At 44.2% G+C, this 25,714-nt stretch carries 21 protein-coding genes; all 21 read left to right on the top strand.

Annotated elements, in window-relative coordinates; genetic code table 11:
• Nucleotides 1-2 precede the first annotated feature (2 nt).
• Nucleotides 3-1,634: a pilus (MSHA type) biogenesis protein MshL gene (gene mshL, locus ACED46_RS15720; protein WP_371721862.1), complete on the top strand. Its 1,632-nt coding sequence runs from the start codon at nucleotides 3-5 to the stop codon at nucleotides 1,632-1,634.
• Between the two features lie 53 nt (nucleotides 1,635-1,687).
• Nucleotides 1,688-2,527 carry an ExeA family protein gene (locus ACED46_RS15715; protein ID WP_371721861.1) on the top strand — a complete coding sequence of 280 codons (840 nt, stop codon included), beginning with the start codon at nucleotides 1,688-1,690 and terminating at the stop codon, nucleotides 2,525-2,527.
• Nucleotides 2,528-2,529: 2 nt separating this feature from the next.
• Nucleotides 2,530-3,705, top strand: coding sequence for a tetratricopeptide repeat protein (locus tag ACED46_RS15710; protein ID WP_371721860.1), 1,176 nt, complete (start codon nucleotides 2,530-2,532; stop codon nucleotides 3,703-3,705).
• The gene (locus tag ACED46_RS15705) at nucleotides 3,695-5,419 is read left to right on the top strand and encodes a GspE/PulE family protein (RefSeq protein ID WP_017061350.1); all 1,725 of its coding nucleotides are present in this window, start codon (nucleotides 3,695-3,697) and stop codon (nucleotides 5,417-5,419) included. The genes ACED46_RS15710 and ACED46_RS15705 overlap by 11 nt, the downstream gene beginning before the upstream one ends.
• A gap of 12 nt (nucleotides 5,420-5,431) precedes the next feature.
• Nucleotides 5,432-6,655 carry a type II secretion system F family protein gene (locus tag ACED46_RS15700; protein WP_371721859.1) on the top strand — a complete coding sequence of 408 codons (1,224 nt, stop codon included), beginning with the start codon at nucleotides 5,432-5,434 and terminating at the stop codon, nucleotides 6,653-6,655.
• A 3-nt stretch (nucleotides 6,656-6,658) separates the two neighbouring features.
• On the top strand, nucleotides 6,659-7,114 hold the full coding sequence (locus ACED46_RS15695; RefSeq protein ID WP_371721858.1) for an MSHA biogenesis protein MshF: 456 nt from the start codon (nucleotides 6,659-6,661) through the stop codon (nucleotides 7,112-7,114).
• Between the two features lie 78 nt (nucleotides 7,115-7,192).
• Complete coding sequence (locus ACED46_RS15690) at nucleotides 7,193-7,768, top strand: prepilin-type N-terminal cleavage/methylation domain-containing protein (RefSeq protein WP_017061353.1); 576 nt, start codon at nucleotides 7,193-7,195, stop codon at nucleotides 7,766-7,768.
• 35 nt (nucleotides 7,769-7,803) lie between these two features.
• Nucleotides 7,804-8,322, top strand: coding sequence for a type II secretion system protein (locus tag ACED46_RS15685; RefSeq protein WP_017061354.1), 519 nt, complete (start codon nucleotides 7,804-7,806; stop codon nucleotides 8,320-8,322).
• A 150-nt stretch (nucleotides 8,323-8,472) separates the two neighbouring features.
• Nucleotides 8,473-8,973 carry a prepilin-type N-terminal cleavage/methylation domain-containing protein gene (locus ACED46_RS15680; RefSeq protein ID WP_371721857.1) on the top strand — a complete coding sequence of 167 codons (501 nt, stop codon included), beginning with the start codon at nucleotides 8,473-8,475 and terminating at the stop codon, nucleotides 8,971-8,973.
• A complete protein-coding gene (locus ACED46_RS15675; protein WP_371721856.1) occupies nucleotides 8,963-9,568 on the top strand; it encodes a prepilin-type N-terminal cleavage/methylation domain-containing protein in 606 nt (201 codons plus the stop codon). The genes ACED46_RS15680 and ACED46_RS15675 overlap by 11 nt, the downstream gene beginning before the upstream one ends.
• Nucleotides 9,568-10,335 carry a PilW family protein gene (locus tag ACED46_RS15670; RefSeq protein ID WP_371721854.1) on the top strand — a complete coding sequence of 256 codons (768 nt, stop codon included), beginning with the start codon at nucleotides 9,568-9,570 and terminating at the stop codon, nucleotides 10,333-10,335. The genes ACED46_RS15675 and ACED46_RS15670 overlap by 1 nt, the downstream gene beginning before the upstream one ends.
• The gene (locus ACED46_RS15665; RefSeq protein WP_017061358.1) at nucleotides 10,307-10,732 is read left to right on the top strand and encodes a hypothetical protein; all 426 of its coding nucleotides are present in this window, start codon (nucleotides 10,307-10,309) and stop codon (nucleotides 10,730-10,732) included. The genes ACED46_RS15670 and ACED46_RS15665 overlap by 29 nt, the downstream gene beginning before the upstream one ends.
• Nucleotides 10,722-14,474, top strand: a complete 3,753-nt coding sequence (locus tag ACED46_RS15660) for a DUF6701 domain-containing protein (RefSeq protein ID WP_371721853.1) — start codon at nucleotides 10,722-10,724, stop codon at nucleotides 14,472-14,474. The genes ACED46_RS15665 and ACED46_RS15660 overlap by 11 nt, the downstream gene beginning before the upstream one ends.
• Nucleotides 14,475-14,714: 240 nt before the next feature.
• Nucleotides 14,715-15,758, top strand: coding sequence for a rod shape-determining protein (locus ACED46_RS15655; RefSeq protein ID WP_371721852.1), 1,044 nt, complete (start codon nucleotides 14,715-14,717; stop codon nucleotides 15,756-15,758).
• A 94-nt stretch (nucleotides 15,759-15,852) separates the two neighbouring features.
• Nucleotides 15,853-16,740: a rod shape-determining protein MreC gene (gene mreC, locus ACED46_RS15650; RefSeq protein WP_371721851.1), complete on the top strand. Its 888-nt coding sequence runs from the start codon at nucleotides 15,853-15,855 to the stop codon at nucleotides 16,738-16,740.
• A complete protein-coding gene (gene mreD, locus ACED46_RS15645; RefSeq protein ID WP_371721850.1) occupies nucleotides 16,730-17,218 on the top strand; it encodes a rod shape-determining protein MreD in 489 nt (162 codons plus the stop codon). The genes mreC and mreD overlap by 11 nt, the downstream gene beginning before the upstream one ends.
• A gap of 7 nt (nucleotides 17,219-17,225) precedes the next feature.
• Nucleotides 17,226-17,849, top strand: coding sequence for a nucleoside triphosphate pyrophosphatase (locus tag ACED46_RS15640; protein ID WP_371721849.1), 624 nt, complete (start codon nucleotides 17,226-17,228; stop codon nucleotides 17,847-17,849).
• Between the two features lie 20 nt (nucleotides 17,850-17,869).
• Entirely contained in the window at nucleotides 17,870-19,339 is a 1,470-nt protein-coding gene (rng, locus tag ACED46_RS15635) for a ribonuclease G (protein WP_017061363.1), read from the top strand.
• A 10-nt stretch (nucleotides 19,340-19,349) separates the two neighbouring features.
• Nucleotides 19,350-23,225, top strand: coding sequence for a YhdP family protein (locus ACED46_RS15630; protein ID WP_371721848.1), 3,876 nt, complete (start codon nucleotides 19,350-19,352; stop codon nucleotides 23,223-23,225).
• 94 nt (nucleotides 23,226-23,319) lie between these two features.
• The gene (locus tag ACED46_RS15625; RefSeq protein WP_017061365.1) at nucleotides 23,320-24,132 is read left to right on the top strand and encodes a carbon-nitrogen hydrolase family protein; all 813 of its coding nucleotides are present in this window, start codon (nucleotides 23,320-23,322) and stop codon (nucleotides 24,130-24,132) included.
• Between the two features lie 19 nt (nucleotides 24,133-24,151).
• A complete protein-coding gene (gene tldD, locus ACED46_RS15620) occupies nucleotides 24,152-25,597 on the top strand; it encodes a metalloprotease TldD (RefSeq protein ID WP_371721847.1) in 1,446 nt (481 codons plus the stop codon).
• Nucleotides 25,598-25,714: the final 117 nt, after the last annotated feature.

Genomic DNA, 25,714 nt, shown 5'->3' with positions numbered 1-25,714 from the left:
ACATGCGTAAACTTGTAGTAGCAATCCTAGTGTCATCTTTAGTCGGCTGTTCGATGGGGCATAGAGATCCTGTTGAGATTAAAGAGTCTTTAAACGAATCAATTAATGAAGCCAATAGCAGAGCGCTTCATGAGCTGCCTTCGTCGGTTCAAGATGACCTTATGCCTCAGCTTAATTCTGACTCGATGTCTCCGGGGATGGAAACGGTTAAGCGTTTTCGTATTCAGGCAAAAGGCGTTGAAGCGAGAACTTTTTTTGCCAGCTTAGTGAAAGGTACGGAATATAGTGCGGCTATTCACCCAAGTGTGTCTGGAAACCTTACGCTTAATCTAACGGACGTGACGTTAGATGAGGTACTGGCTGTTGCTCAAGATATGTATGGCTACGATATTGAAAAGCGTGGCAAAGTGATTCAAGTTTATCCTGCCGGTCTTCGCACCGTAACGATCCCTGTCGATTACTTACAAGTTAAGCGTTCTGGTCGCTCACTAACGACGATCACCACCGGTACGATCTCTAACTCAGATTCGAATTCATCGAGCTCTTCAAACTCAAACTCGTCAAATTCATCTAACTCTTCTAATTCATCAAACTCGACATCGAATGGTGGTACAGAGATTGAAACGACCTCTGAAAGTGATTTTTGGCCACAGCTTGAAGCGGCGGTTGCTCACTTAATTGGCTCGGGCGATGGGCAAAGCGTTGTCGTGACCCCGCAAGCGAGTGTGATTACAGTGCGTGCTTACCCTGACGAAATTCGTGAGGTTCGAGAGTTCTTAGGTATTTCTCAAAAACGCCTGCAGCGTCAAGTTATCCTAGAAGCCAAAATCATGGAAGTAACCTTGAGTGATGGTTACCAACAAGGTATTAGCTGGTCTAATTTATCTAAGTCGATTGGCAGCGGCGGTGTGGTAATTGATCGACCTGGTGGAACTTTGCCTCCATTAGATGCGATCAGCTCTTTGTTAGGCGGGCAAACCAACGTAACGATCTCAGATGGCAGTTTTGAAGCGGTATTGAGCTTTATGGATACTCAAGGTGACCTGAACGTTCTATCAAGCCCACGAGTCACAGCGGCAAACAACCAGAAAGCGGTTATCAAAGTGGGTACTGACGAATACTACGTGACGGATTTATCTAGCGCGGTAGGCAGTGGTGACAACGCGAACGTCGCACCTGAGGTTGAGTTAACTCCGTTCTTTTCGGGTATCTCCTTAGATGTGACCCCTCAGATAGATGATAAAGGTAGCGTATTCTTACATGTTCACCCAGCCGTTATTGAGGTCGAGGAAGAAGTGAAAGAGCTCAACCTTGGTTCTACAACGGGTGTGGTGCAGCTTCCTTTGGCGAAAAGCTCTATTCGTGAGTCTGACTCAGTGATTCGAGCTCGAGATGGCGATGTGGTTGTTATTGGTGGTTTGATGAAATCCAACACCAGTGATGTGACTTCTAAAGTTCCATTCCTCGGTGATATTCCAGCCTTAGGTCATTTGTTCCGTAATACCAATCAGTTAACGCAAAAAACTGAGCTCGTGATCTTGCTTAAGCCAACGATCGTGGGTGTGAATACTTGGCAAAATGAGTTGGAGCGTTCACGTGATCTTCTTCAGCAGTGGTTCCCTGATGAAGAGTAATTGCTTACTTTCTCAATATAGAGTGGCAGTGTCTCACTAAGCTAGGTCGTCGTATGTATCAAGCTCACTTTGGTTTTGAACAACTGCCATTTACCTTAACGCCGAATACCGATTTCTTCTATGGTTTAGCGCCTCATTTCGAAGCGATTCTGACGGTAATCTCGGCGTTGGAAATGGGCGAGGGCGTGATTAAGGTGACCGGAGAGGTAGGCACTGGAAAAACCATGGTTTGCCGGATGTTGGTCAATCACCTACATGACTGTACAGCTCTGATCTACTTACCAAACCCTGTGTTATCAGGGGCAGACTTGCGCCAGGCGGTTGCAACAGAGCTTGGTTTAGCTGTCGATAATGAAGCAACCTTGGTTGATAACATTCAGCATAAGCTCATTGAATTGCACAATTCTGGTTTAAGAGTGGTGGCTATTCTTGATGAAGCTCAGGCTCTATCGGATGAAGCGCTCGAAACATTAAGGTTGTTTGGTAACCTTGAAACGGAAGATAAAAAACTGCTGCAGATTGTCTTATTAGGTCAGCCAGAATTGGATGCTCGATTAGAGGCGTACCACCTAAGGCAGTTTCGCCAAAGAATCACATTTAGTTCGACACTGAGACCGCTGAATCTCGATGAAACGGTGGCTTATATTGATAATCGAATCGCTAAATCTGGTGGTAGCCCTGAGTTATTCAGCTTGAATCAAAAAAAGGCGATCTGTCGTTCGTCGTTAGGTATCCCTAGATTGATAAACCAACTTTGCCATAAGGCTCTATTGCTTTCGTTCAGTGAAGATAAGAAAAGTATCGACAACCAACATCTTTTTTCAGCTATGCATGAAACGTACGATGTGTGTAAGCCTAAATTTAAAACGCCAATACTGTGGGGTTGGAATTAATTATGAGCGTCATTAACAACGCCTTGTCTGAATTGGCAAAGAAAAAATCAGCGACTTCGATTGAAGCGGCAGTCGTACCTAAAGTAAAAACGCGTTCCCCCCTAGTTTGGGTTGTTGCGGGTTTTACTTTGAGTTTAGCGATGGGCGGCTGGGCGATATCGCAAGGCCCTGTGATTGATCAGTCTATTGTTGAGCAGTCAATCTCAACTCGAGATTTACAGGTTCAAGTCTCTGTCGTTGATGATTCAAATGGCATTCAGGAAGTTGCTCAACCTATCTCATCGCCAACTAAGAAATTGGTGACACTAGACTCTGCGATCCTTTCAACAGAAAACACTGCGATGGCAAAAAGCGCTCAATCTAAGCCTAGTGTTTCCGAATCAGTTGTTATGTCTGCCCCAAAAGCGACAAAACAACAAACACCGGCTAAAGCTCTAAGCGTGCCTGAAACGACTAAGACTGAAATTCCCCAACCGATTTACGTTGCTAGTGTGGCAAAAAAAGCCCCTGCGTCTATCTCTAATGAGCCTGTAGCCTCTGGTGATTCAGAAAATAGCGGAATGTTGATCGAACAGGTTGAGTTAACTCCGGAACAGCTATCTGTGAATGCACAAGGTCGAGCTCAGAAAGCGCTTGATGCGAACGATCTTACTGGTGCGTTGAAGGGCTACACTGAAGCTCTACGCTACACGCCACGAAATGAAGATGTCCGTCAGAAACTTGCGATTCTCTATTTTGGTAAAGGCGATACTCGCAAAGCCTATGAGCTTTATCAGTCTGGAATTAAGCTCAACATCAACAGTGAAAAATTGCGATTAGGGTTATCTAAACTGCTGGTTAAAGCGAATCAATCAGAAGCGGCGCTGAGCCCTTTAGTACACATGCCTCCGCATCCAACTCAAGAGTATCTAGCAATGCGTGCGGCGTTGAGCCAAAAATCACAGCAAGAAGAAATCGCACTCGAGAGTTATCAAAAGTTGGTTGAAGTCGATTCAGATAATGCTCGCTGGTGGTTAGGCTTAGCGATTCAGCAAGAACGTCAACTCGATTTCACAGCTGCTAAAGCGTCATACCAAGGTGCGTTAACCAGAGTCGGTATCTCATCTCAATCACAAAGCTTTGTGCGTGACCGGTTAAAAATACTCAATGCTTTAGAGGAGAGCGGCGATGCAAATTAGATTAAGAAAAAGACTTGGTGATTTGCTTGTCGAAGAAGGCATTATCACTGAGGCTCAAGTTGAACAAGCACTGGCCGCTCAGAAAAGTACTGGGCGTAAGCTGGGTGATGCGCTAATTGAACTTGGCTTCTTGTCAGAACAGCAAATGCTGAGCTTTTTGTCGCAGCAGTTAGCGATTCCTCTTATTGATTTAAGCCGAGCCGTTGTCGATGTTGAAGCAGTACAGCTTTTACCCGAAGTACATGCTCGTCGCCTTCGTGCATTGGTTATTGGACGCCAAGGTGACACTTTGCGTGTTGCAATGAGTGACCCTGCGGATCTGTTTGCCCAAGAGTCTTTGCTTGGTCAGCTCGGCGATTACGCGCTTGAATTCGTTGTTGCTCAAGAAAGGCAATTGGTTGATGGCTTCGATCGCTATTATCGAAGAACCAAAGAGATTGCCTCGTTTGCTGAGCAACTTCACGCTGAACACCAAGTTAATGATGCTTTTGATTTCGATATCGCTGAAGAAGACAGTGATGAAGTTACCGTCGTTAAGCTGATCAACTCATTATTTGAAGATGCTATTCAGGTTGGTGCTTCGGATATCCATATCGAGCCAGATTCAAACGTATTGCGTCTTCGTCAGCGTATTGATGGTGTGCTGCATGAAACATTGCTGAATGAAGTGAATATTGCTTCAGCACTTGTACTGCGCTTGAAGCTGATGGCAAACCTCGATATTTCAGAGAAACGTCTTCCTCAAGACGGCCGATTTAATATCCGAGCTAAAGGTCAGTCGGTTGATATTCGTATGTCGACCATGCCAGTACAGCACGGTGAATCAGTGGTTATGCGTCTTCTTAACCAGTCAGCAGGCCTACGTAAACTAGAAGAGTCGGGCATACCGAGTGATCTGTTGGTTCGTCTGCGTCAACAATTGCGCCGTCCACATGGCATGATTTTGGTTACCGGCCCAACCGGCTCAGGTAAAACAACAACCTTATACGGTGCGTTAAGTGAATTAAACGAACCGGGTAAAAAGATCATTACTGCGGAAGACCCGGTGGAATACCGCCTACCTCGTGTGAATCAAGTTCAGGTAAACCCTAAGATCAATCTCGATTTCTCTACTATCTTGAGAACCTTTCTACGTCAGGATCCCGATATTATTCTTATCGGTGAGATGCGTGACCACGAAACCGTTGAGATAGGCTTGAGAGCTGCACTGACCGGCCACTTAGTATTAAGTACGTTACATACCAATGATGCGGTAGACAGCGCGTTGCGTATGATGGATATGGGTGCTCCGGGTTACTTGGTCGCGAGCGCTGTTCGAGCAGTAGTCGCACAGCGATTAGTTCGTAAAGTGTGTACAGATTGTAAGGTTGAGGATGAGTTAGATGAACCTCGCAAGCAATGGCTGAGCGTCCGTTTCCCTAACCAAGTAGGTGTGCCGTTTATGAAAGGCCGTGGTTGCCAGAACTGTAACTTAACCGGTTACCGCGGGCGAATTGGTGTATTTGAAATGTTGGAGCTAGAGCAAAACATGATGGATGCACTGAGAGCTAATGATGCGGTAGGTTTTGCTCAAAAGGCGAGACAGTCTGAAAACTACAAGCCGTTACTGGCTTCTGCGATGGAATTGGCTCTGCAAGGTGTCGTGAGTCTTGATGAGATAATGCATCTTGGTGAAGGCGATGCGTCCGGTGCCACTGACCCAATTTATCTGTAGGGGTAGAATGATATGCCAACGTATCGTTATGTAGGTCGCAGCTCTGATGGTAGTCAAGTAAGTGGGCAATTAGACGCGAATAACGAAGATCTTGCTGCTGAAAGCTTGATGAGTAAAGGGATCATTCCAACCTCTATCAAACTGGGCAAAAGTGGTGGTTCAGTCTTAGATATGGATGTATCGAGTCTGTTCTTTCCGAGTGTACCGTTAGAGGTGTTGGTTCTGTTTTGTCGACAGTTATACAGCCTAACCAAAGCGGGTGTACCACTATTAAGATCGATGAAAGGCCTCACTCAAAACTGCGAAAATAAGCAGCTGAAAGCCGCCTTGGAAGAGGTGGTTGCTGAGCTAACCAATGGCCGTGGGTTAGCGGCATCGATGCAAATGCATCCTAAGGTATTTAGCTCGCTGTTTGTATCGATGATCAGTGTTGGTGAAAATACGGGTCGTTTAGACCAAGCGCTGCTGCAGTTAGCTGGATACTATGAACAAGAAGTGGAGACTCGCAAGCGAATCAAGACTGCGATGCGTTACCCAACATTCGTGATCAGTTTTATCTTGATTGCAATGTTCATTCTTAACATCAAGGTTATTCCACAGTTCTCAAGCATGTTTGCGCGCTTTGGTGTCGACTTGCCGCTGCCTACTCGTATCTTGATTGGTATGTCTGAGTTCTTTGTGAATTACTGGGGCTTAATGCTTGGAGTGATCTTTGGTCTTATCTTCGCTTTTAAAGCTTGGGTGAAGACAGACAAAGGCTTGGAAAAGTGGGATCGATTACGCTTAAAAATGCCGGTCATTGGCGGGGTAGTGAATCGAGCACTGTTGTCACGCTTCTCGCGTACTTTTGCTTTGATGCTTAAAGCGGGTGTTCCACTGAACCAGTCGCTAGCGCTTTCGGCGGAAGCTTTAGATAACCGTTTTCTAGAGTTGCGAGTTCAAGCCATGAAATCGGCCATTGAAGCCGGTAGTACGGTTTCGTCGACCGCGATTAACAGCGAAATTTTCACACCGCTCGTGATACAAATGATCTCCGTCGGTGAAGAGACGGGTCGTATTGATGAGCTATTACTTGAAGTGGCTGATTTTTATGACCGCGAAGTCGATTACGATCTGAAAACCTTAACCGCCAGAATTGAACCCATTTTGTTAACCATCGTTGCAGGCATGGTGCTGATTTTGGCGCTAGGTATCTTCTTGCCGATGTGGGGAATATTGGATGCGATCAAAGGCTAAGGAATGCTAAATAACCTACAACGCTCACGTTTTGTTATTTGGACAGTGGTTATTCTTTTTCTTATTGTCGGTGTGCTTTCGGCATTCAAAACGGTAGAAGAAGAAGCGACTAACACGGCATTTATCGTCGCGAGCAAGCGGATTTTAGAGCAAGCCAATTTGTTCAAACAGCAGTATTTGTTATCGGGTGCTGGGCAAGAAGAAGGCTCGGAACCCCCAAAGATCTACAGCAGAACTGGATGGATAATGCCTATCCAAGGTACGGAGCGAGACTGTAATTATTGGCTGGATCAATTATATCCTCAAGGGAGCATTTTAGGGCTAAGCTCTCCAAGAGTTGAAGATAAAAGTGACAACAGACACTTTCACTGTAGTTATCATTATACTGATAAATATCAGGTAGATATATTGCTTGAAAGAGAAAGGTTTAGTGTAAAAGCCAATATTTTGGCTTTGTGAAAATATTGACAGTTTTTTATGGTTTTATACGAGCGCGAATGTATAATGCGCGTTAATAATTAGATGAGTAGGTAGAAAATGCTTAAGAATCAAAAGGGTTTCTCCCTTGTCGAATTAGTCATAGTGATTGTAGTCGTTGGTTTATTGGCGGTTGCAGCCCTACCTCGCTTCTTAGATGTGACAGATGAAGCTAAGAAATCAAGCATTGAAGGCGTTGCTGGCGGTTTTGCGACAGCAGTACTGTCGGCAAGAGCACAGTGGGAAGCAGAGGCTAGGCCATCAGAGAAGATAGGTGTTGAAACATACAATACTGTAAACTATGATGGTGTTGATTTTTGGTTAACAAGATCAAAAAACAGTAACAACGTCGAGACCGACTTTCGTGATGGCTATCCGTGGACTCTGAACAATAATTCGAGCACTGCTCCACAAGATATTTCAGATGAAACATGTTCTGAGTTGATGGAAAACTTGCTGCAAAACCCACCTAAAGTTGGTGCGGTTTCAGATATCGCTAATGACTCAAATTACAAATATTCAGCGCAAGCGAATTCAGGTGATGCAACCTGTACTTACGTTCAATTAGAAGGTAGTACCGAGCATGAATTTGTTTACGAAATTAAAACTGGTCGTGTGACCGTAACTTTGCAGTAAGTCTGCGTAAAATTAAACATAGAGAGAGCTTAACTATGAAAAGACAAGGCGGTTTCACCCTAATCGAACTAGTGGTTGTAATTGTTATTCTAGGTATTCTTGCTGTAACTGCGGCACCGCGTTTCCTAAACCTGCAAGATGATGCTCGCACTGCAACATTAGAGGGCTTACGTGGGGCTGTAGCAGGAGCCATGGGGATCTCTTATGGTAAAGCGGCAATCAACGGCATTGAAGCTACAACATATACTGCTTTTACTGATGATGATAATCCAGGTACTGTAGTTGAAGGTATAGCACATAGTTTTGGTTACCCTGTTGCTGTTAACGATGAAACTGCTAACCAAGGCGGTATCATGCAAACCTTAGATGTATCAAATGAGTTCGTGGTTTTAGATAGCTCTGAAGATGATGCAACTGACCCTACAAATACTACTATTGACATTGGTATAGACGGATACACTGTGCAATGTGTTCAGTATACAGCAGCTATTGATGCGAATACGCCTGCGACTGTATTGATTGTTGATGGTGCCGATGGAAACTGTGGCTTATAATCTCCAGTGAATATTATCTAGATTTTAGGCCGGCTTTTGTCGGCCTTTTTCTTCCTATCGCTCATAAATATTAAAACTATTCATATACATAAGATCGTAAACTTCGTTATCTTGTATAATCAGTATTCGCTAGACAGTTAGAGGCTCATTATGGATAGCAGCCTAAAATCCAACGGCTTTACTCTGGTAGAGCTTGTTATCGTTATTATATTGATTGGTATTGTTTCCTTGTTTGCATCTAGCCGTTATGTGAGCTCCTCTTCCTTTTCAACCTACCTTGTTCAAAGCGAAGTATTAGCCTCATTGCGATTAGTTCAAAATCGTGCGATGAATCGTGCTGGTTATTGTAACCGTTGGCTGTTAAATCCAAGCCAGACTCAAGCTATTCAAGTATCTCCTTCTAGTACTGAAGATATTTGTTCTGAGGCATTCCCTTCTGACGTTACGGATTCCAGCTTTGTTGACGGAACACAGAATAAAGTGGCCTTTAAGCTACAAACTGATACCAATGTTTCGTACCTTGATTTTGATAGATTAGGCCGATCTCAGCAATGTTTAGTGTCGAATTGTCAGCTTGAGATCTCTTCGACTGTTAATGATGATTCAATTTCAGTGTGTATTAATACTGAAGGGTATATCTATGGATGCTAAACAAAAAACCCGCCCCCAAGGCTTTTCCCTAATAGAAATGATCGTTGTGATTACCCTTATTGGTTTTGCTTTAGCTGGACTTACCGCGTCTTTGTACCCGCGTTCAATTCAGACCGCAGAACAAATAACATCAGTTAAAGCTGCTGATCTTGGTCGCTCAGTACTTGATGAAGTAATGGGGCGCGGGTACGACCAATTTTCAGGCGTGAACGGAGGAGTGCCTGAATGTGCAGTCTCAACAATTTCAACCCCAGCTCAACAACTGTGCACGTTACCCAATGATTTGGGACCTGGCATCGGAGAAACTGACGCTAATGGTAACTTGGTAAAGAGCTTAGCTAATGATGTTGATGATTTTCATGGTTTAAGAGGACGTGTTGAAGATGTTCTTGATAGCGATCTCAGTGATGCGGGTTATCGCAATTTCAATGTCGAAATCGATGTGTTTTATGATACTGCTGTTGTTAATGACGATACGGTGATGATGTCTGGAAAGCCATCTATTATCCGAACGCACTACAAGAGGGTTGAAGTTGTGATTATTGACTCTCAGGGTAATCGCTATCCTTTTTCTGCGATTAAAGGGAATTTCTAATGCGTGGTTTTACACTGATAGAGATGATTATTACTATTCTTCTGCTTTCTATTGTAGGTCTATTTTTGGGAAATGTTATTCAACAGGGTATGGGGATTTATGTTGATAGCACCGCTCGTGAAGCTTTGATACAACAAGGTAAATTTGTCACGGAGCGAATGACTCGAGAATTAAGAGAAGCCGTCCCTAACAGTATTTTGATTGAAAATGATTGTATTGAATTTTTGCCGATTATCAATAGTGCGATTTATCAAGAACTTCCGGCACCAGAGGCAAAATCAGCAGTGATACGAATATTGCCAATAGACAAAAGCATTTCTCAAGGGGAGCGAGTTATTGTTTACCCTAACGACCCGAATACGATGCGTCTTGATCCAACGACAGAAGGTCAAATTGCAGAGGTAAAAGAGAATGTTGACTTTAATACCTCTGCTGCAGTGATGGTTGACGTTGAGTTAACGCAAACTACAGGTTTTGAGATTAGCTCTCCAGGTAAACGCCTTTATTTTTACCTTTCTCCCGTAGCTTATTGTCACGTCAATTCTAGTATTTTTCGTTATGCTAGTTACGCCTTGTCTCGCTCATCACTCTCCCCAGAAGTACTAGGTAATGGCGTACTGATGGCTGAGAATGTAAAAAATGCAGATTTTCAAAACTTAGCGTCTGAATTGCAAAGAAATGGGCTAATTAGACTTGAAATGTTGTTTGCTGATAAAGGAGAGGAAATTCAATTTGTCCATGATGCCCTTATCTATAATGCCCCGTAAACAATCGGGGAGTGGTTTAATCCTAGTTATATTCATACTAGTGGTTATGGCTTCGGTTGCTATGGTTGCCAATCAAAATCAAGAACGTAACAGTGATCAATTAATTTCAAGCCTGATTGGTACTCGGGCTGAAATGGCCGCGCGATCTGGTGCACAAATAGACATTAGCCGATTTTATCAAACCACGACAGAAGGTAGTTGTCATGCTTCTACCACCCAAAGCATAAGCTTTTCAGGTGAAGGGCTAGCTCAATGTGGGGCGGAAGTCAGTTGTCAGTCTATTGGAGTTTTAGACAACGGTATCAATGTATATCAACTAATCTCGAAAGGAAGTTGTTCGGTTGGAAGCTTGGTTTTACAACGAATAGTAGAGGTTGGTATTCGAGATGATAATTAGATTTTTTTTCATATTAGTGCTACTTAACGTCTCTTTTTCATCATTAGCTACGGATTATGTCCTTCAAGTGAACCGTCCCACTTGTACTAGTAATAGCTGGTCCGTTAACGGCAACCAATATAAATGTAATTATGGCATCGTTAAGCTTGGTAAAGGGGATACTCTTTCATCTGATATTGATGCTGTATTAATTGCAGACGGTGGCTTTCAATTTGAAGGCAAGAACAAAGTAGGAAATTCGTCCGCCACAATCGATCTAGAAGCGAGTTATGGTGATTTTGAGTGGAAAAGTTACTCAACCAACCTTTCAGAGCTGTTTGGTAGCTTTGTTGGTAATAGTACACCTGTTGATTTTGATTCAGTATCTGTTGAGGGCTTTATTGAGACTGGAGGTGATATTGAAATCCACAATAGCAATGTTGTGGGGGCTATTGACTCTAAAAACAACGAGGTAGAGATATCTGACTCTAAAGTCTCCGGTAACATTACCGCGAGCAATGAGGTGGAGTTGAGCCATTCTGAGGTAGATGGAGATATAAGTAGTAAAAATTCCCTTATAACGATTGAAAGTTCCGAAGTTCAAGGGAATATTTCAACTACAAACAAAATTGTAATGGAGGCGTCGGTCGTGTTTGGTGAGCTAACGAGCACGAATGAAACCATCACTATTGAAAGTTCTGAAGTTGAAGGGAATATTTCAACTACAAACAAAATTGTTATCGAGGGCTCCCAAGTCTCTGGTGACATTACGAGTTCTTCTGAAACTGTAGAACTCGATGACTCTTATGTTATTGGTGATGTTAAAGCAGGGAAACCTAACTGGGGGACGGTTTATGTCAGTAATGGAACGGTGGTTGATGGTACTTGTTTGTATAAAACCGTGCCAGAAAGTGCGTGTGGGATAGAAGCACTACCCGATCCGATTGCCTTATATCATTTAGATGAAACAACATGGAATGGCTCGAACAATGAGGTAGTAGATAGCTCTGGTAACCAATTACATGGTAAATCGGTGAATGGAGCAACACCAGAGCCTGCATCTGAATTATCTGCGATCCCAACTATTGATTCTCTTGGAACTTGTGGTTTCGGAGGCTTTAATAATGATTCAAATCAATATATTAATATACCACATGATAATATTTTAAATATAGATAAAAACTTCACAATATCAGCCTGGGTTAAGCCCGTTCGTTACCCTACATCCGGTTTGTATTCTATTTTATCGAAAGATAATAACTATGAGTTTCACTTAAACTCAAGTGGTAAAATATTCTGGTGGTGGCAAGATAAAAACAAAAATGGGAACGGAAATACTCAAACAAGAACATTAACAAGTGAAGTTAGTATCCCATTAAATGGTTGGTCGTTTATTACGCTTAGATATGACTCGGAAAATTATAGTAATAATAAATCTCTGGCTAGCATATTTATTAATGGAGAGGAACAGGGCGAACTTTTAATAAATGCAAATCGAAAGCTAGTAAATAATACTAAGCCTTTACAGATAGGCCAAGACCAGAATTTTTCAGGGCGGGCTTTTCATGGTTATATCGATGAAGTTCAAATTTTTGAACAGCCATTAACGAATAAACAAATTTTCCAATTATATAACCAGGCGCACTTATGTTCATATGTACCAGGTGATTCTATCGATCACTTTGAGTTTGAGCATTCAGGTAGCGAACTTACGTGCAACGCTGAAGAAGTGACGGTTCGTGCATGTGCTAATGAATCCTGTTCAGAACTGGTGACAGGAGATATTGATGTCACTTTATCTCCTGTAAATGTAGCAGGTGGTGGAGGTTGGGTTGGTGGTAATCAAATTCAGTTATCTAGCGGTACAGGAATATATTCAGTTCGAAAGAATACTGCGGGTAACTTGAGCATTGGCGTTATTGACTCTGATCCTGCGGTCAAACCAGGAGGGGAAACATTATGTTCGAGTGCTGGAGGTGGTCTGGGAAGCGGCAACTGTAACATTGAGTTTTTTAGTAGTGGTTTTGTCTTAGATGTACCCGACAAAATAGCGAACAGGCCAGTAACTGGTCATATTAAAGCGGTCAAAAGCTCTGATGATGCTCAAAGGTGTTTACCAAGTTTCCAGAACACTTCAAAGAATATCGAATTCTTTGGTAAGTACATTACCCCCGATTCTTCTGTCATTATTGGTAGTCCTATTATTGGTTTAGAAGTTGGCAGTGTTAAAAAAGATCTGGCAATGAACAGCGCTTCCCCAAAAGTATTTGCCGTTGATTTTGATAATTATGGGGAAGCAGAGTTTGATGTTAGTTATATTGACGCAGGAAAGTTACAACTTAATGCTCAGTATGAAGGTTCTGATGATGAAATTGGATTGGATATGCAAGGGAGTACCCAGTTCGTAAGCTTCCCTAAGCAGCTCAATATACAAGCTAAAAATACGGCTGGAAATAGTGGTTCCTGTGTAACTGAAGATTTAAGTTGCTCCGTTTTTGCGAAAGCCGGTGAGGCTTTTACATTAAATATTTGGGCTTCCGGCGATACTGGAGTAGTTACTCCTAACTTTAGCTCACAAGATATTTCTTTGAGTCATGAACTTAAGGCTCCAGTAGTTACCGGTACAGAACCTGGTTTACTTGGTAATGTTTCTTACAGTCATACCGCAATTAGTTCTGGGGTTAACTCTGTCGCTCAAAGTGTTTCTGAAGTAGGTATTTTTAACTTTTTAGTTGAAGAGTTACCTTCCTACTTAGGCAGCAACTCATTTACAGTTCAAGGTGCACAAACTGGTTCTGTGGGGCGGTTTACACCTTATTATCTTCATCTGAATGGCAACACACCGAGTTTTACTGAAGCTTGTTCAACATTTACGTATTTAGGACAAGCGATGGAGTTTAGTCGCTTACCTGAATTAACGGTTACTGGACGGTCGTTTGATAACGTGGGCAGTAACGGAGAGCAAGAAACGATCAATTATAAAATTGACGGTTGGTGGCGATATGCTAATCCTTGGGACTTTAGAACTTTCTGGGCAGAAAGTTCAACATTGTCAATTATTGATACCGATTCCAGTAAAGTTGTTAAAACCCAAGGTTTTGCTTGGCCGGGACAAGTCACTTTTGAATCTAACCTTCAATTGGCAAGCTTAGAAGAGGCTCAAATAGCTTATGTGAAACCGCTAACCTCCTTAGGACCAATCAATGAAGGGGTTGTCGTTCGTTTAGCTGTTAATGACACAAAAGATCTTGATGGTGTTTGTTATCAAACGAATGGAAGTTCTTCTTGCTCCGGTTTTGATTTTTCAGTTTCAGATTCACAACGTCAACGTTGGGGATACCTAGATCTAGCAGATACTTTTGGCCCTGAAACCTCAAGGGTGCAATCCGCTGTAACAAGCTACTATTTTGACGGTTTAAGCTTTAAAACGAATACCAGTGACTCTTGCAGTGACTTTTCGGTTGTGGATTTGAGCTTTGATGTTGGTAATGACTCAAGTGCTCTACCCGTTGGAGGTGGTGTTACCGCTGCCACCATAGAGTCGACGCCTATTCTTCAGTATGGCCAGGGATATATATCTTACAGTGCGCCTGGTGAGGGGAATCGAGGATCTCTAGAAAGTACGCTTGGATTTGAGTTGTTTCCGTGGTTGAGAAACGATTATAACCAAGATGGTATTTTTGACGACACTATATCGTACGAAGTTCGTTTTGGTTTGTATAGGGGGAGTGATCGAGTGATTTGGTGGAGTGAACAAAACTAGTACCACCTATTAGTGTTACGTATATTCGGTATCTACCGCGGTAACGATCGTGTGATCTACCGAGGTGAAAGTGGCTTAACAGGTCAGTAATAATATAATTTTTGCCCCTTAAGTTAGGAATCTGTAAGAAATTGCGGGTTTCAGTCCATGTTTGCACTTCAATGCCTTGCCGTAACAGCAAGGCATTGGTACATTTAGTGCAATTTTTGTCTTCTAATTCTTGCAGGATGAGCGAAGAATATGTTTAAAAAACTTCGTGGCATGTTTTCAAACGACCTATCGATTGATTTAGGTACAGCCAATACCCTTATTTATGTAAAAGGCCAAGGCATTGTTCTTGATGAGCCTTCAGTTGTAGCTATTCGCCAAGATCGTGCGGGTTCTGCAAAGAGTGTCGCTGCTGTTGGCCACGCTGCTAAGCAAATGCTTGGTCGTACGCCTGGTAACATCTCAGCGATCCGTCCAATGAAAGACGGTGTAATTGCCGACTTTTACGTAACGGAAAAAATGCTTCAGCACTTCATCAAACAAGTGCATGACAACAGTGTGCTTAAACCAAGTCCTCGTGTTTTGGTTTGTGTACCTTGTGGTTCAACACAGGTTGAGCGTCGTGCTATCCGTGAATCAGCGTTAGGTGCTGGTGCTCGTGAGGTTTACCTAATCGATGAGCCTATGGCTGCTGCGATTGGTGCTGGCCTACGTGTCTCTGAGCCAACAGGTTCAATGGTTGTTGATATCGGTGGTGGTACTACTGAAGTTGCGGTTATCTCACTGAACGGTGTGGTTTACTCGTCTTCTGTTCGCATTGGTGGTGACCGTTTTGATGAAGCGATCATCAGCTACGTTCGTCGTAACTACGGCAGCTTGATCGGTGAAGCGACAGCAGAGAAGATCAAACACGAAATCGGTTCAGCTTACCCTGGCGATGAAGTCGAAGAGATCGAAGTACGTGGTCGTAACCTTGCTGAAGGTGTGCCTCGTAGCTTTAGCCTAAACTCAAACGAAATCCTTGAAGCACTTCAAGAACCTCTATCTGGCATCGTATCTGCAGTCATGGTTGCACTTGAACAGTGTCCACCAGAGCTGGCTTCTGATATCTCAGAAAACGGTATGGTACTAACAGGTGGTGGTGCACTGCTTAAAGACCTTGATCGCCTGTTAACAGAAGAAACAGGTATCCCTGTTGTTGTTGCAGAAGAGCCATTAACGTGTGTTGCTCTAGGTGGCGGTAAAGCTCTAGAGATGATCGACATGCACGGCGGCGATCTGTTCAGCGAAGAATAATATCTAGTGTTAGGCTCTTTTCTTATCTAGTTTTATGTAAAGAGCCTAGGACCTTGTCTATAGGATCAAATGTAGCTCTAGGACCAAATATAGAATGAAGCCAATTTTTGGTAGAGGTCCCTCTCTACAATTGCGCCTGTTTTTTGCTGTAATTTTATCAGCCAGCCTTATGCTGGCTGATAGTCGTTTAGATGCTTTCTCAAATGTTCGCTATCTATTAAACAGCATGGTTGCGCCTATTCAATATGCAGCCAACTTGCCTCGCACTATGTTCGATAGTGTTTACGACCGTTTTAGCACTCGCAAAGGGTTAATTGAATCTAACCATAATATTAAACGAGAAGTCTTGCGTCTGAAGAGCGAGCTGATTCTGCTTGAGCAATATCAAGAAGAAAACAAGCGCCTTCGTAAGCTGTTAGGCTCGCCGTTTATCCGTGATGAGAAGAAAGTCGTCACAGAAGTTATGGCGGTAGACACTTCACCATATCGCCATCAAGTCGTGATCGACAAAGGTCAGATTGATGGGGTGTATGAAGGTCAGCCGGTGATCAACGAAAAAGGCATTGTCGGCCAAGTCACTTTCGTTGCTGCTCATAATAGTCGTGTATTACTACTCACTGATGCAAACAATGCGATTCCTGTTCAGGTTATTCGTAATGACATCCGTGTGATTGCTTCGGGCAATGGCATGATTGATGAGATCCAGCTAGAGCACATTCCAACCAGTACCGATATACAAGAAGAAGATCTGTTGGTGACATCAGGTCTTGGTGGGGTATATCCAGAAGGTTATCCAGTCGCCTATGTTACGGCCGTTGATTACGACCCGAAACGTGAGTTCGCTGTGATTAAAGCAGAGCCTGTGGTTGAGTTCGATAAGCTCAGATACCTGCTGCTTGTATGGCCTGATGAAAACAAACAGATGCAAGCGGATCAATCGAGCATAGAACAAGCATTGTTAGAGGGCGAAGATGGCCAATAGCGTTTTGAGAAGCAAGGTAGTAATTTTCTGCTCATTTTTAATAGCACTGATTCTGCAGACGATCCCTTGGCCTGGTAGCTTAGATTTATTTAGACCATCTTGGTTACTGCTGGTTACGTGTTACTGGGTTTTGGCTCTACCGCATCGTGTTAACGTGGGTAGTGCTTTGATTTTAGGCTTATTGTGGGACCTTTTGATCGGCTCTACTCTGGGTATTCGAGGCATGATGATGGCAATAGTGATGTACATTATTGCGATGAACTTCCTCGTCATTCGTAACATGGCGTTATGGCAGCAAGCGATGATCATTGCCGCGTTAACGGTCTTGTTTGAGGTGTTGATCTTCTTTGGTGAATATTTGATCCAAGATGTTGTTTTCAATCCGTTATCGTTATGGAGCGTATTGATAAACTGTATACTTTGGCCTTGGATGTTTTTATTAATGAGACGCGTGCGTCGCCATTGGCATGTGAGGTAGCGTGACGATGGAAAAGAAACATTTAGTTTTGGCATCCGGCTCTCCACGCCGCAAAGAATTGCTATCTCAACTCGGTTATGAGTTTTCTGTCCTCGTAACCGATGTTGAAGAGTGTAAACACGCTCAAGAAACCGCCGAAGAATATGTTAAGCGACTATCTTTAGATAAAGCTTTAGCTGCGTTGTCTTTATTGAAAGATAACCCTTCTGAAAGGCAGCATGTCGTTCCTAGTTCTGATACTGTAGATAATGGCTCTGATATAGTCGTTCTTGGTTCTGATACCGTCGTTGTTATTCAAGGGCAAGTACTTGAGAAGCCCTGCGATTTTGCTGACTCTAAGCGTATGCTTACTCAGTTAGCGAATGAACGTCACCAAGTGATGACGGCGGTTTCTGTGGTTTCAGAAGAAAAACAAAGAACAGAAATCATTATTACCGACGTATGGTTTAAACCCCTCAGTGAAAAAGAAATAGAACAATACTGGCAAACAGGGGAGCCATGCGATAAAGCCGGTAGCTATGGGATCCAAGGTTTGGGCGGACGCTTTGTTACCCGAATTGAAGGTAGTTATTACGCCGTTGTCGGCTTACCTTTATTTGAAACGGACCAGCTACTGCAAGAATTCTTATAATTACTAATCTGAGGTGCACCATGAGTGCTGAATTGTTGCTGAACGTGACCCCGAGTGAAACTCGTGTGGCCATGATTGAAGGGGGGGCTCTTCAAGAGATCCATGTCGAACGAGATGCTCGACGCGGTATCGTAGGAAATATCTATAAAGGACGTGTAAGCCGTGTTCTTCCGGGAATGCAGGCGGCTTTTGTGGATATAGGCCTTGAAAAAGCAGCTTTTTTACACGCCTCTGATATTGTTCCACACACTGAATGTGTTGCTGAAAATGAAAAGAAGCAGTTTCAAGTTCGTGACATTTCAGAGCTTGTTCGTCAAGGGCAAGACATTGTGGTGCAAGTGGTCAAAGACCCTCTTGGTACTAAAGGTGCTCGCTTAACCACTGATATCACTCTACCGTCTCGTTATCTGGTATTTATGCCGGGCGCAAGTCATGTTGGTGTATCTCAACGTATCGACAGCGAGTCTGAACGTAACCGTCTTAAAAAAGTCGTGTCTCGTTACTGTGACGAACACGGTGGCTTCATCATCCGCACAGCAGCAGAAGGTGCAGATTCAAATGAGTTGGCACAAGATGCCGCATTCTTGAAGCGATTATGGCTAAAAGTATTAGAGCGTCGTGGTAAGCACAAGGCGCGTACTCGTTTGTATGGTGAGCTTTGCTTAAGCCAACGTATCTTACGTGACTTCGTCGGTACTGAGCTGAGCAAGATTCAGGTCGATTCTCGTCTAGAATATGAAAACCTAAAAGAGTTTACCTCTGAATACGTGCCTGAGCTGACAGACAAGCTTGAGCTGTATGAAGGTGATAAGCCTATCTTTGATATGTACGATACCGAGAACGAAATTCAGCGTTCATTGGATCGTAAAGTCGAATTAAAGTCTGGTGGATATCTGATTATCGACCAAACTGAAGCGATGACCACGGTTGATATCAACACTGGCGCGTTTGTTGGTCGTCGTAATCTAGAAGAGACGATTTTCAACACCAATGTAGAAGCGACTCAAGCGATTGCTCGTCAGCTGCGTCTACGTAACTTAGGTGGCATCATCATTATCGACTTTATTGATATGTTGTCTGAGGAACATCGTAAGCGAGTACTAACTTCTTTAGAGGCTGCGCTCGACAAAGACCGTGTGAAAACCAATATTAATGGCTTCACGCAGCTTGGGTTGGTTGAGATGACTCGTAAACGTACTCGTGAAAGTATTGAGCATATCCTATGTTCGAGCTGTCCTGCTTGTGAAGGCCGCGGCAGTGTGAAGACAGTTGAAACCGTTTGTTATGAAATTCTTCGAGAGATCACGCGAGTGAATCGTGCGTACGACGCCGATAAATTTGTGGTCTATGCGGCAGCTGCCGTAGCTGAGGCGTTAGAGGGCGATGAATCTCATGCGCTTGCGGAGCTTGAAGTCTTTATTGGTAAGCAAGTTAAAATCCAGGCTGAGCCTCTGTACATACAAGAGCAGTTTGATGTTGTTATGATGTAATGGAAATTTTGTGAGCTCAAGCGTTACTCTGATTCTACGTGCATGTTTATGGTTAGTGGTTACTCTCTTAGTAACGCTAGCCATTGCCGTTACTACACTGCGTGTAGCCTTGCCCAATTTAAACAAGTATCAATCTGAAATTGAGCTTTGGGTAAACCAACACTCCGGTTTTGATTTTTCGATTCAAGATGTGGGCGGTTTTTGGCGTAACACTCACCCCTCTATTGCTCTGCAAGGCGTTAAAGCTAGCCTCCCCAATGCAGAAGATGTGACCTTCTCTGTTGAGCGTGTTGAAGTCGAGTTTGACTTGATTCAATCGCTCGTGCAGATGCGCCCGGTTGTGGCCGATCTAGTCATGAATCAAATGTATCTTGATATCCGCTCAATTGATCTGTTTGCCGGACAAAATGGCAAAGACGAACCTACAGATCCCGAGTCTTCCAAGCGAGTGATACAAGAGCTCGATAATTTACTGCTAAAAACACTCGTCGATGTAACTGCAAAAGATTCTTCTATTCTTTATCACTCTGTTTCGGGTGAAGAACGTCAGCTCGATATAGAAACCTTAAAATGGCAAAATTCAGACAAACATCACCTTGCTGAAGGTGTGGTGAGTATCAAAGATGCCAATCTAAACTCTCTGTCAGTGAGTGCTAACTTTATTGATGGTGGGTCACTGACTGATGTGACTGGTGAGTTTTATGTCAGTGCCGACAGCATTTCTGTTAAGCCATGGCTTACGCATTATATGCAGGCGGAATCCGGCATTGAAACGGGTACTGTGAGCTTGAATAGCTGGCTTACGCTGCGAAATAGCAAGCCAGTGAGCGCTTATGTTGAGGTTTTACCCTCAGAACTGGCGTGGAACGAAGATGGCGAGCATGACCTCATGCTTGAGTCCGGTGTCTTTAAGTTGTCGCCGACTGATGATGGTTGGCAAGTAAATGGTCACTCACTAAACCTTAGAACGGATGACACACCTTGGCCGGAACTCGACGTAGCGTTCAAGTGGAATCAAGGTCCATGGCAACTCAACATTTCTGAGCTGGATATTGCGACTATTACTCCGTTGATTAAGCTGCTGCCTGACTCTGAACAATCAACCAAAATGATTAACGTATTGGCGCCGGGCGGCTCTGTTTCTGATATCCGTGTTTCCATGGGTTCGGGAATTGACAGTTTACGTTATTCAGCCAGTTTTTCTGATCTTGCTATCGAGCAGTGGGAACTAGTCCCAGGCTTTAGCCAAGTGTCTGGTAGTGTGTTTGGTTCGGCCTCGGAAGCGAAAGCTAGCCTGCATGTTATTGACGATGTGTTCCCTTATGGTGACGTATTCCAAGCGCCTTTGAATATCAAACAAGGTCAGGTTGATATTGTTTGGCAGCAAGATGAAAACGGCTGGAAGCTGTGGTCAGACAAAATCACAGCTGCCACCCCCGATTTACAAGTACTAGGCGCATTCCGCTTAGACTTCCCAAAAGATGCGAGCCCGTTTTTATCCTTCTACGGCGAAGCGGACGCTTACAATGTCGGTGAAACATGGCGCTACTTACCTACGCTGGCTCTTGGGCAAGATCTAACAGACTACCTTTCAACTGCGATTCAAGCGGGTAAAGCGGACACCGTAAAACTGTTGTGGCATGGTGATTTGTCTCAATACCCATACACTAACCACGATGGTATTTTCCAGGTTTGGGTTGGCTTAGAAGATGCGAAATTCAGCTTTGATACCGCGTGGCCACTGATTACTGATCTTCAGCTTGATCTGTTGTTTGAAAATGATGCGATGCATCTGGATTCTCGCTCAGCTCAACTGATGGATGTGACGGCAGATCGAATCACAGGACGCATTCCTTATTTAGGGGAAGGCGGCCATATTGAAATTGAAGCTAAAGCGACGGCGTCTGGCAACGCAGTACGCGATTACATGACGTCTTCGCCACTGGTGGGCTCGGTAGGCGCAGCCTTAACCGCACTTCAAGTGAGTGGTGATGTCTCTTCTGAGTTCCAGCTGAATATTCCGTTTGATTCTGAAAAAGAAGCAAGAGCATGGGGTTACGCCGACTTAAGTGGCAACCATGTTGAGATTGAAGCGCCGCCAATGGTGCTCGAGAACACCACGGGTCGAATTGAATTTGATAATGACGTAGTGACGGCAAATGGCCTCGCTGCGGATCTGCTTAACCAAGGTATCTCGCTTGATTTTAAGGGCCTTAATGATGGTCCTGGCTATGCAGTTGATATTGATGTGTTAGGTGATTGGGACGTTAAGCCTCTAGAACCTTACATCGGTGAGCAATGGTTAAGCCGCTTATCAGGTCATGCGCAATGGCAAAGCCAGATTGATATCCAGCTGAATGATATCGGCTTTACCTACCAACTAGACTTACAGTCAGACCTAAAATACTTGGCGAGTGATTACCCATATCCATTGGCGAAAAAATCACTAGAAAGTGGCTCTGCAAGGCTACAGGCATCGGGTAACCAAGAGACGATTACCGCGCGCCTGCAATTGCCAAACACCAAGTACCAAACTGAGATTGATATCACAGGCGACGTGCCTGAGTTAACGGCGACCAACTTAGTGCTTGGTCGCGGTGGCTACAAAATTAGCCCGGTGGTGGGCCATCACGCACTGATTCGTACAGACAAATTCAATGCCGATGATTGGTTATCGGTTGTAATGGAACCGGTAAAGCCTTCAACGGCTGTACTTAGTCAAATGAACACGCCAACCATACCTGCGCCAAGCCGTATTACCTTTGAGAGTAAAGAGCTGATCTTGGGTGGTATCTCTTGGAATGACGTCGATTTTAGTGCTCGTAAGAACAAACAGGCGTGGCAAATGGAAGTGTCTAGTCAAGAGCTAGAAGGGGATATTAACTACCTGCCTCCTTATGATTTGACAGTTTCACTGGATCGTCTGCATCTGTTTGTTCCTGAGTGGAGTGATAAGAACAACCAAGATCAGCAACTGCTGCAACGTAAAGAACAAGCTGCGCCATTGATATCCAAATTGGATAGAGAGATCCACGATGCGATGCCAAACCTGACCCTGACGCTGAACGACTTTTGGCTGCAAGGCTATAAGGTCGGTAAAGTCGATGTTGAGATGGCCAGACAAGATAATCGCATTGATTGGAAGAAGATTCAGGTTCGAAGCGGCGGCAATAAAGCGGATGTCAGCGGTTGGTGGGAACTGGACGGTGACAAGAGTCATTCATCGTTAACCGTTGATGTTGAAGGTGAAAACAACAGCGAGCTCATGGAGCGCTTTGGTATTACTTCCGGGATTCAAAAAGCGCCATTCGCGTTGGAAGGTCAACTAAATTGGGATGGTTCGCCTTGGGGAATCAAAATGGATACCCTTGATGGCAACGTTAAAACCAAGTTTGGTAAAGGCATTATCTCGGATGTGAGCGGCGCAGCTCGATTACTTGGCCTGTTTAGCCTAGATTCGATCATCCGTAAGATGCAGCTCGATTTCTCAGATGTGTTTGATAAAGGTATGGCCTTCAACAGCATCACCGGAACGGGCGAGATTCAAAATGGTATCTTCCTGACCAATGATCTGAACATGGATGCGGTCGCAGGTGAGATGAAAATCAAAGGTATCGCTAACCTCAACACGCGTCAGGTTGATGCTGAGGTGAACTTTACCCCAGATATTACCTCGGGTATTCCCGTATTAACGGCCTTTGCGGTAACCCCTCAAACGGCGCTGTACGTATTGGCGGTGACCACGGTTATCTCGCCAGTTGTGGAAGTCTTTACCCAAGTAAATTATTCGGTGAAAGGACCATTGGATTCACCAACGGTGAGCGAACTTTCTCGTAGCTCTGGCGAGTTTCAGCTGCCAGAGAAGCTGAGAAAATTAGCCGAATAGGCCTTAAATTAGCCGAAAAGACCTTATGCCCGAGTCAGCGAATATACGGTGAAATGCTGATTTCTGAATCATAATGAATGGAGGAGCGATACACATGGATTGTGTTGGGTTGATTCAAATGACATCTGGCCCCAGCCCTGAATTGAACTTTGAGTACCTTGCTCAAGAAGTTGCAAAGTGCAAAGAGTTGGGGGCTAAGTGGGTTGTTTGCCCTGAAAACGCGTTAGTTTTTGGCAGTAAAGCCGACTATCACCAGTGTGCTGAGCCTTTTAATGATGGCCCACTGCAAAAGAAAATCTCTGAGCTAGCAAAGCTTCACAGAATTTGGATCGTCATTGGCAGTATGCCGATAAGCACAACTAACGGAGTGACGACCACCACCTTGGTGATTGATGATTTTGGTTGCCTCGTTGCTCATTACGACAAGCTACACATGTTTGATGTGGATGTCGCTGACGCCCATAAGTGCTATCGAGAGTCGGATATTTTCACTCCGGGCAACCAAGTTGTGACAGCGGAAACGCCTTTTGGTCGCTTAGGTTTGAGTATTTGTTATGATGTGCGCTTTCCACACTTGTATTCAGAGTTACGTAAGCAAGGGGCACAAATCATTGTGGTGCCTGCGGCTTTTACAGCGGTAACGGGTCAAGCGCACTGGGAAGTACTATTAAGATGCCGCGCGGTTGAAACACAGTCGTGGATTGTCGCGGTAGGTCAAGGCGGAAAACACCCTTGCCAAAGAGAAACATGGGGACACTCAATGGTGGTTGATCCATGGGGACGAGTGGTCGCACAGTTAGACCAAGATCCTAAAAGTATGGTGGTTGAGATAGACACATCCAGTTGCGAGTCCATTAGGCAAAATATGCCCATCGCGCAACACTCTCGATTTACCAATCAATTTTAATTACAAACAAGAGCCATCTATGAGCATTAATCAAATTGAAGAAGCGCTACTGAACCCGACAGGGCTTACGGAGCAAAATATCGCAGATACATTGGCGAGTATTGCTACCCGCCAAATTGATTATGCTGATATCTACTTTCAGTCAAGCTGGCACGAATCTTTAGTGCTAGAAGACAGCATTATTAAAGACGGCTCTTTCAATATCGATTGCGGTGTTGGCGTTCGTGCAGTATCTGGTGAAAAGACTGGTTTTGCTTACTCTGACCAAATCCAATTGGATGGTCTTAAGCAGAGCGCAATTGCGGCTCGTGGTATTGCTAAACAAGGTCAAAACGGCAAGGTTCAAGCGTTCAAACGCAACTCTAATCAAGCTTACTATGATGCAGTTAACCCGCTTGCGAGTTGGGAAAAACAGCAGAAAACAGAATTACTAAAATCATTAGATGCTTACATTCGCACTAAAGAGCCGATGGTGACTGAAGTATCGGTGAGTTTAAGTGGTGTGCATGAGCAGATGCTGGTTGCTGCGACTGATGGCACTTACGCTGGTGATATTCGTCCGCTGGTTCGCTTGTCTATTAGCGTACTTGCACAGAAGGGTGATCGTCGTGAGCGTGGTAGCGCTGGTGGTGGTGGCCGTTTTGGTTACGACTTCTTCTTAAGTGATGACAAAGGCACTCAAGTTGCTTATCAATTTGCAGATGAAGCGATTCGCCAAGCTTTAGTTAACCTCGAAGCGGTTGCGGCACCTGCTGGTGCGATGCCTGTAGTATTAGGTTCTGGCTGGCCAGGCGTTTTACTGCATGAAGCGGTAGGCCACGGTTTAGAAGGCGACTTCAACCGTAAAGAGTCGTCAGTATTTTCTGGTAAAGTTGGCGAACAAGTTACATCAAGCCTATGTACGATCGTTGATGATGGTACATTGACTGACCTGCGCGGTTCATTGAACGTTGATGATGAAGGCGTTAATGGTCAGTACAACACGCTGATCGAAAATGGCATCCTAAAAGGTTACATGCAAGATAAGCTTAATGCTCGTTTAATGGATGTAGCACCTACGGGTAACGGTCGTCGTGAGTCTTACGCACATCTTCCGATGCCGCGTATGACAAACACTTACATGCTGCCGGGTGAGCACACACCGGAAGAGATCATTGCTACTGTTGAGAAAGGCATCTACGCGCCGAACTTCGGCGGTGGTCAGGTAGATATTACTTCTGGCAAGTTCGTGTTCTCAGCGTCTGAAGCGTACATGATTGAAAACGGTAAGATCACTCACCCAGTGAAAGGCGCGACGCTAATCGGTTCTGGTATCGAAGCGATGCAGCAGGTGTCTATGGTGGGTAACGACCTAAGCATCGACCGTGGTGTGGGTGTGTGTGGTAAGGCTGGTCAAAGTGTGCCAGTGGGTGTTGGTCAACCAACATTGAAACTAGACTCGCTAACCGTTGGTGGTACTGAGTAATTCAGACTAACCTCTGCCGACTTACTTCAAAATATTAAATTGAAAAGCGCCTCCAATGTGAGGCAATGCCGTTCGGATAAGCATTACTGTTTGAATCTAAACGGATATTTAGCTGGA

The organism is Vibrio sp. 1S139 (assembly GCF_041439475.1).
Taxonomy (GTDB): Bacteria; Pseudomonadota; Gammaproteobacteria; order Enterobacterales; family Vibrionaceae; genus Vibrio; species Vibrio crassostreae_C.
The sequence above is the reverse complement of the archived record's forward strand: the minus strand, read 5'-3'. Positions and strand labels throughout refer to the sequence as shown.

Coding starts and splice junctions, on each gene's coding strand:
- ACED46_RS15705 (WP_017061350.1), top strand. CDS start 3,695: ATGCAAATTAGATTAAGAAAAAGACTTGGTGATTTGCTTGTCGAAGAA.
- ACED46_RS15660 (WP_371721853.1), top strand. CDS start 10,722: ATGATAATTAGATTTTTTTTCATATTAGTGCTACTTAACGTCTCTTTT.
- rng (WP_017061363.1), top strand. CDS start 17,870: ATGAGTGCTGAATTGTTGCTGAACGTGACCCCGAGTGAAACTCGTGTG.
- ACED46_RS15715 (WP_371721861.1), top strand. CDS start 1,688: ATGTATCAAGCTCACTTTGGTTTTGAACAACTGCCATTTACCTTAACG.
- ACED46_RS15695 (WP_371721858.1), top strand. CDS start 6,659: ATGCTAAATAACCTACAACGCTCACGTTTTGTTATTTGGACAGTGGTT.
- ACED46_RS15700 (WP_371721859.1), top strand. CDS start 5,432: ATGCCAACGTATCGTTATGTAGGTCGCAGCTCTGATGGTAGTCAAGTA.
- mreC (WP_371721851.1), top strand. CDS start 15,853: ATGAAGCCAATTTTTGGTAGAGGTCCCTCTCTACAATTGCGCCTGTTT.
- ACED46_RS15675 (WP_371721856.1), top strand. CDS start 8,963: ATGGATGCTAAACAAAAAACCCGCCCCCAAGGCTTTTCCCTAATAGAA.
- ACED46_RS15640 (WP_371721849.1), top strand. CDS start 17,226: ATGGAAAAGAAACATTTAGTTTTGGCATCCGGCTCTCCACGCCGCAAA.
- mshL (WP_371721862.1), top strand. CDS start 3: ATGCGTAAACTTGTAGTAGCAATCCTAGTGTCATCTTTAGTCGGCTGT.
- ACED46_RS15685 (WP_017061354.1), top strand. CDS start 7,804: ATGAAAAGACAAGGCGGTTTCACCCTAATCGAACTAGTGGTTGTAATT.
- ACED46_RS15690 (WP_017061353.1), top strand. CDS start 7,193: ATGCTTAAGAATCAAAAGGGTTTCTCCCTTGTCGAATTAGTCATAGTG.
- ACED46_RS15655 (WP_371721852.1), top strand. CDS start 14,715: ATGTTTAAAAAACTTCGTGGCATGTTTTCAAACGACCTATCGATTGAT.
- ACED46_RS15625 (WP_017061365.1), top strand. CDS start 23,320: ATGGATTGTGTTGGGTTGATTCAAATGACATCTGGCCCCAGCCCTGAA.
- tldD (WP_371721847.1), top strand. CDS start 24,152: ATGAGCATTAATCAAATTGAAGAAGCGCTACTGAACCCGACAGGGCTT.
- ACED46_RS15710 (WP_371721860.1), top strand. CDS start 2,530: ATGAGCGTCATTAACAACGCCTTGTCTGAATTGGCAAAGAAAAAATCA.
- mreD (WP_371721850.1), top strand. CDS start 16,730: ATGGCCAATAGCGTTTTGAGAAGCAAGGTAGTAATTTTCTGCTCATTT.
- ACED46_RS15665 (WP_017061358.1), top strand. CDS start 10,307: ATGATGCCCTTATCTATAATGCCCCGTAAACAATCGGGGAGTGGTTTA.
- ACED46_RS15670 (WP_371721854.1), top strand. CDS start 9,568: ATGCGTGGTTTTACACTGATAGAGATGATTATTACTATTCTTCTGCTT.
- ACED46_RS15680 (WP_371721857.1), top strand. CDS start 8,473: ATGGATAGCAGCCTAAAATCCAACGGCTTTACTCTGGTAGAGCTTGTT.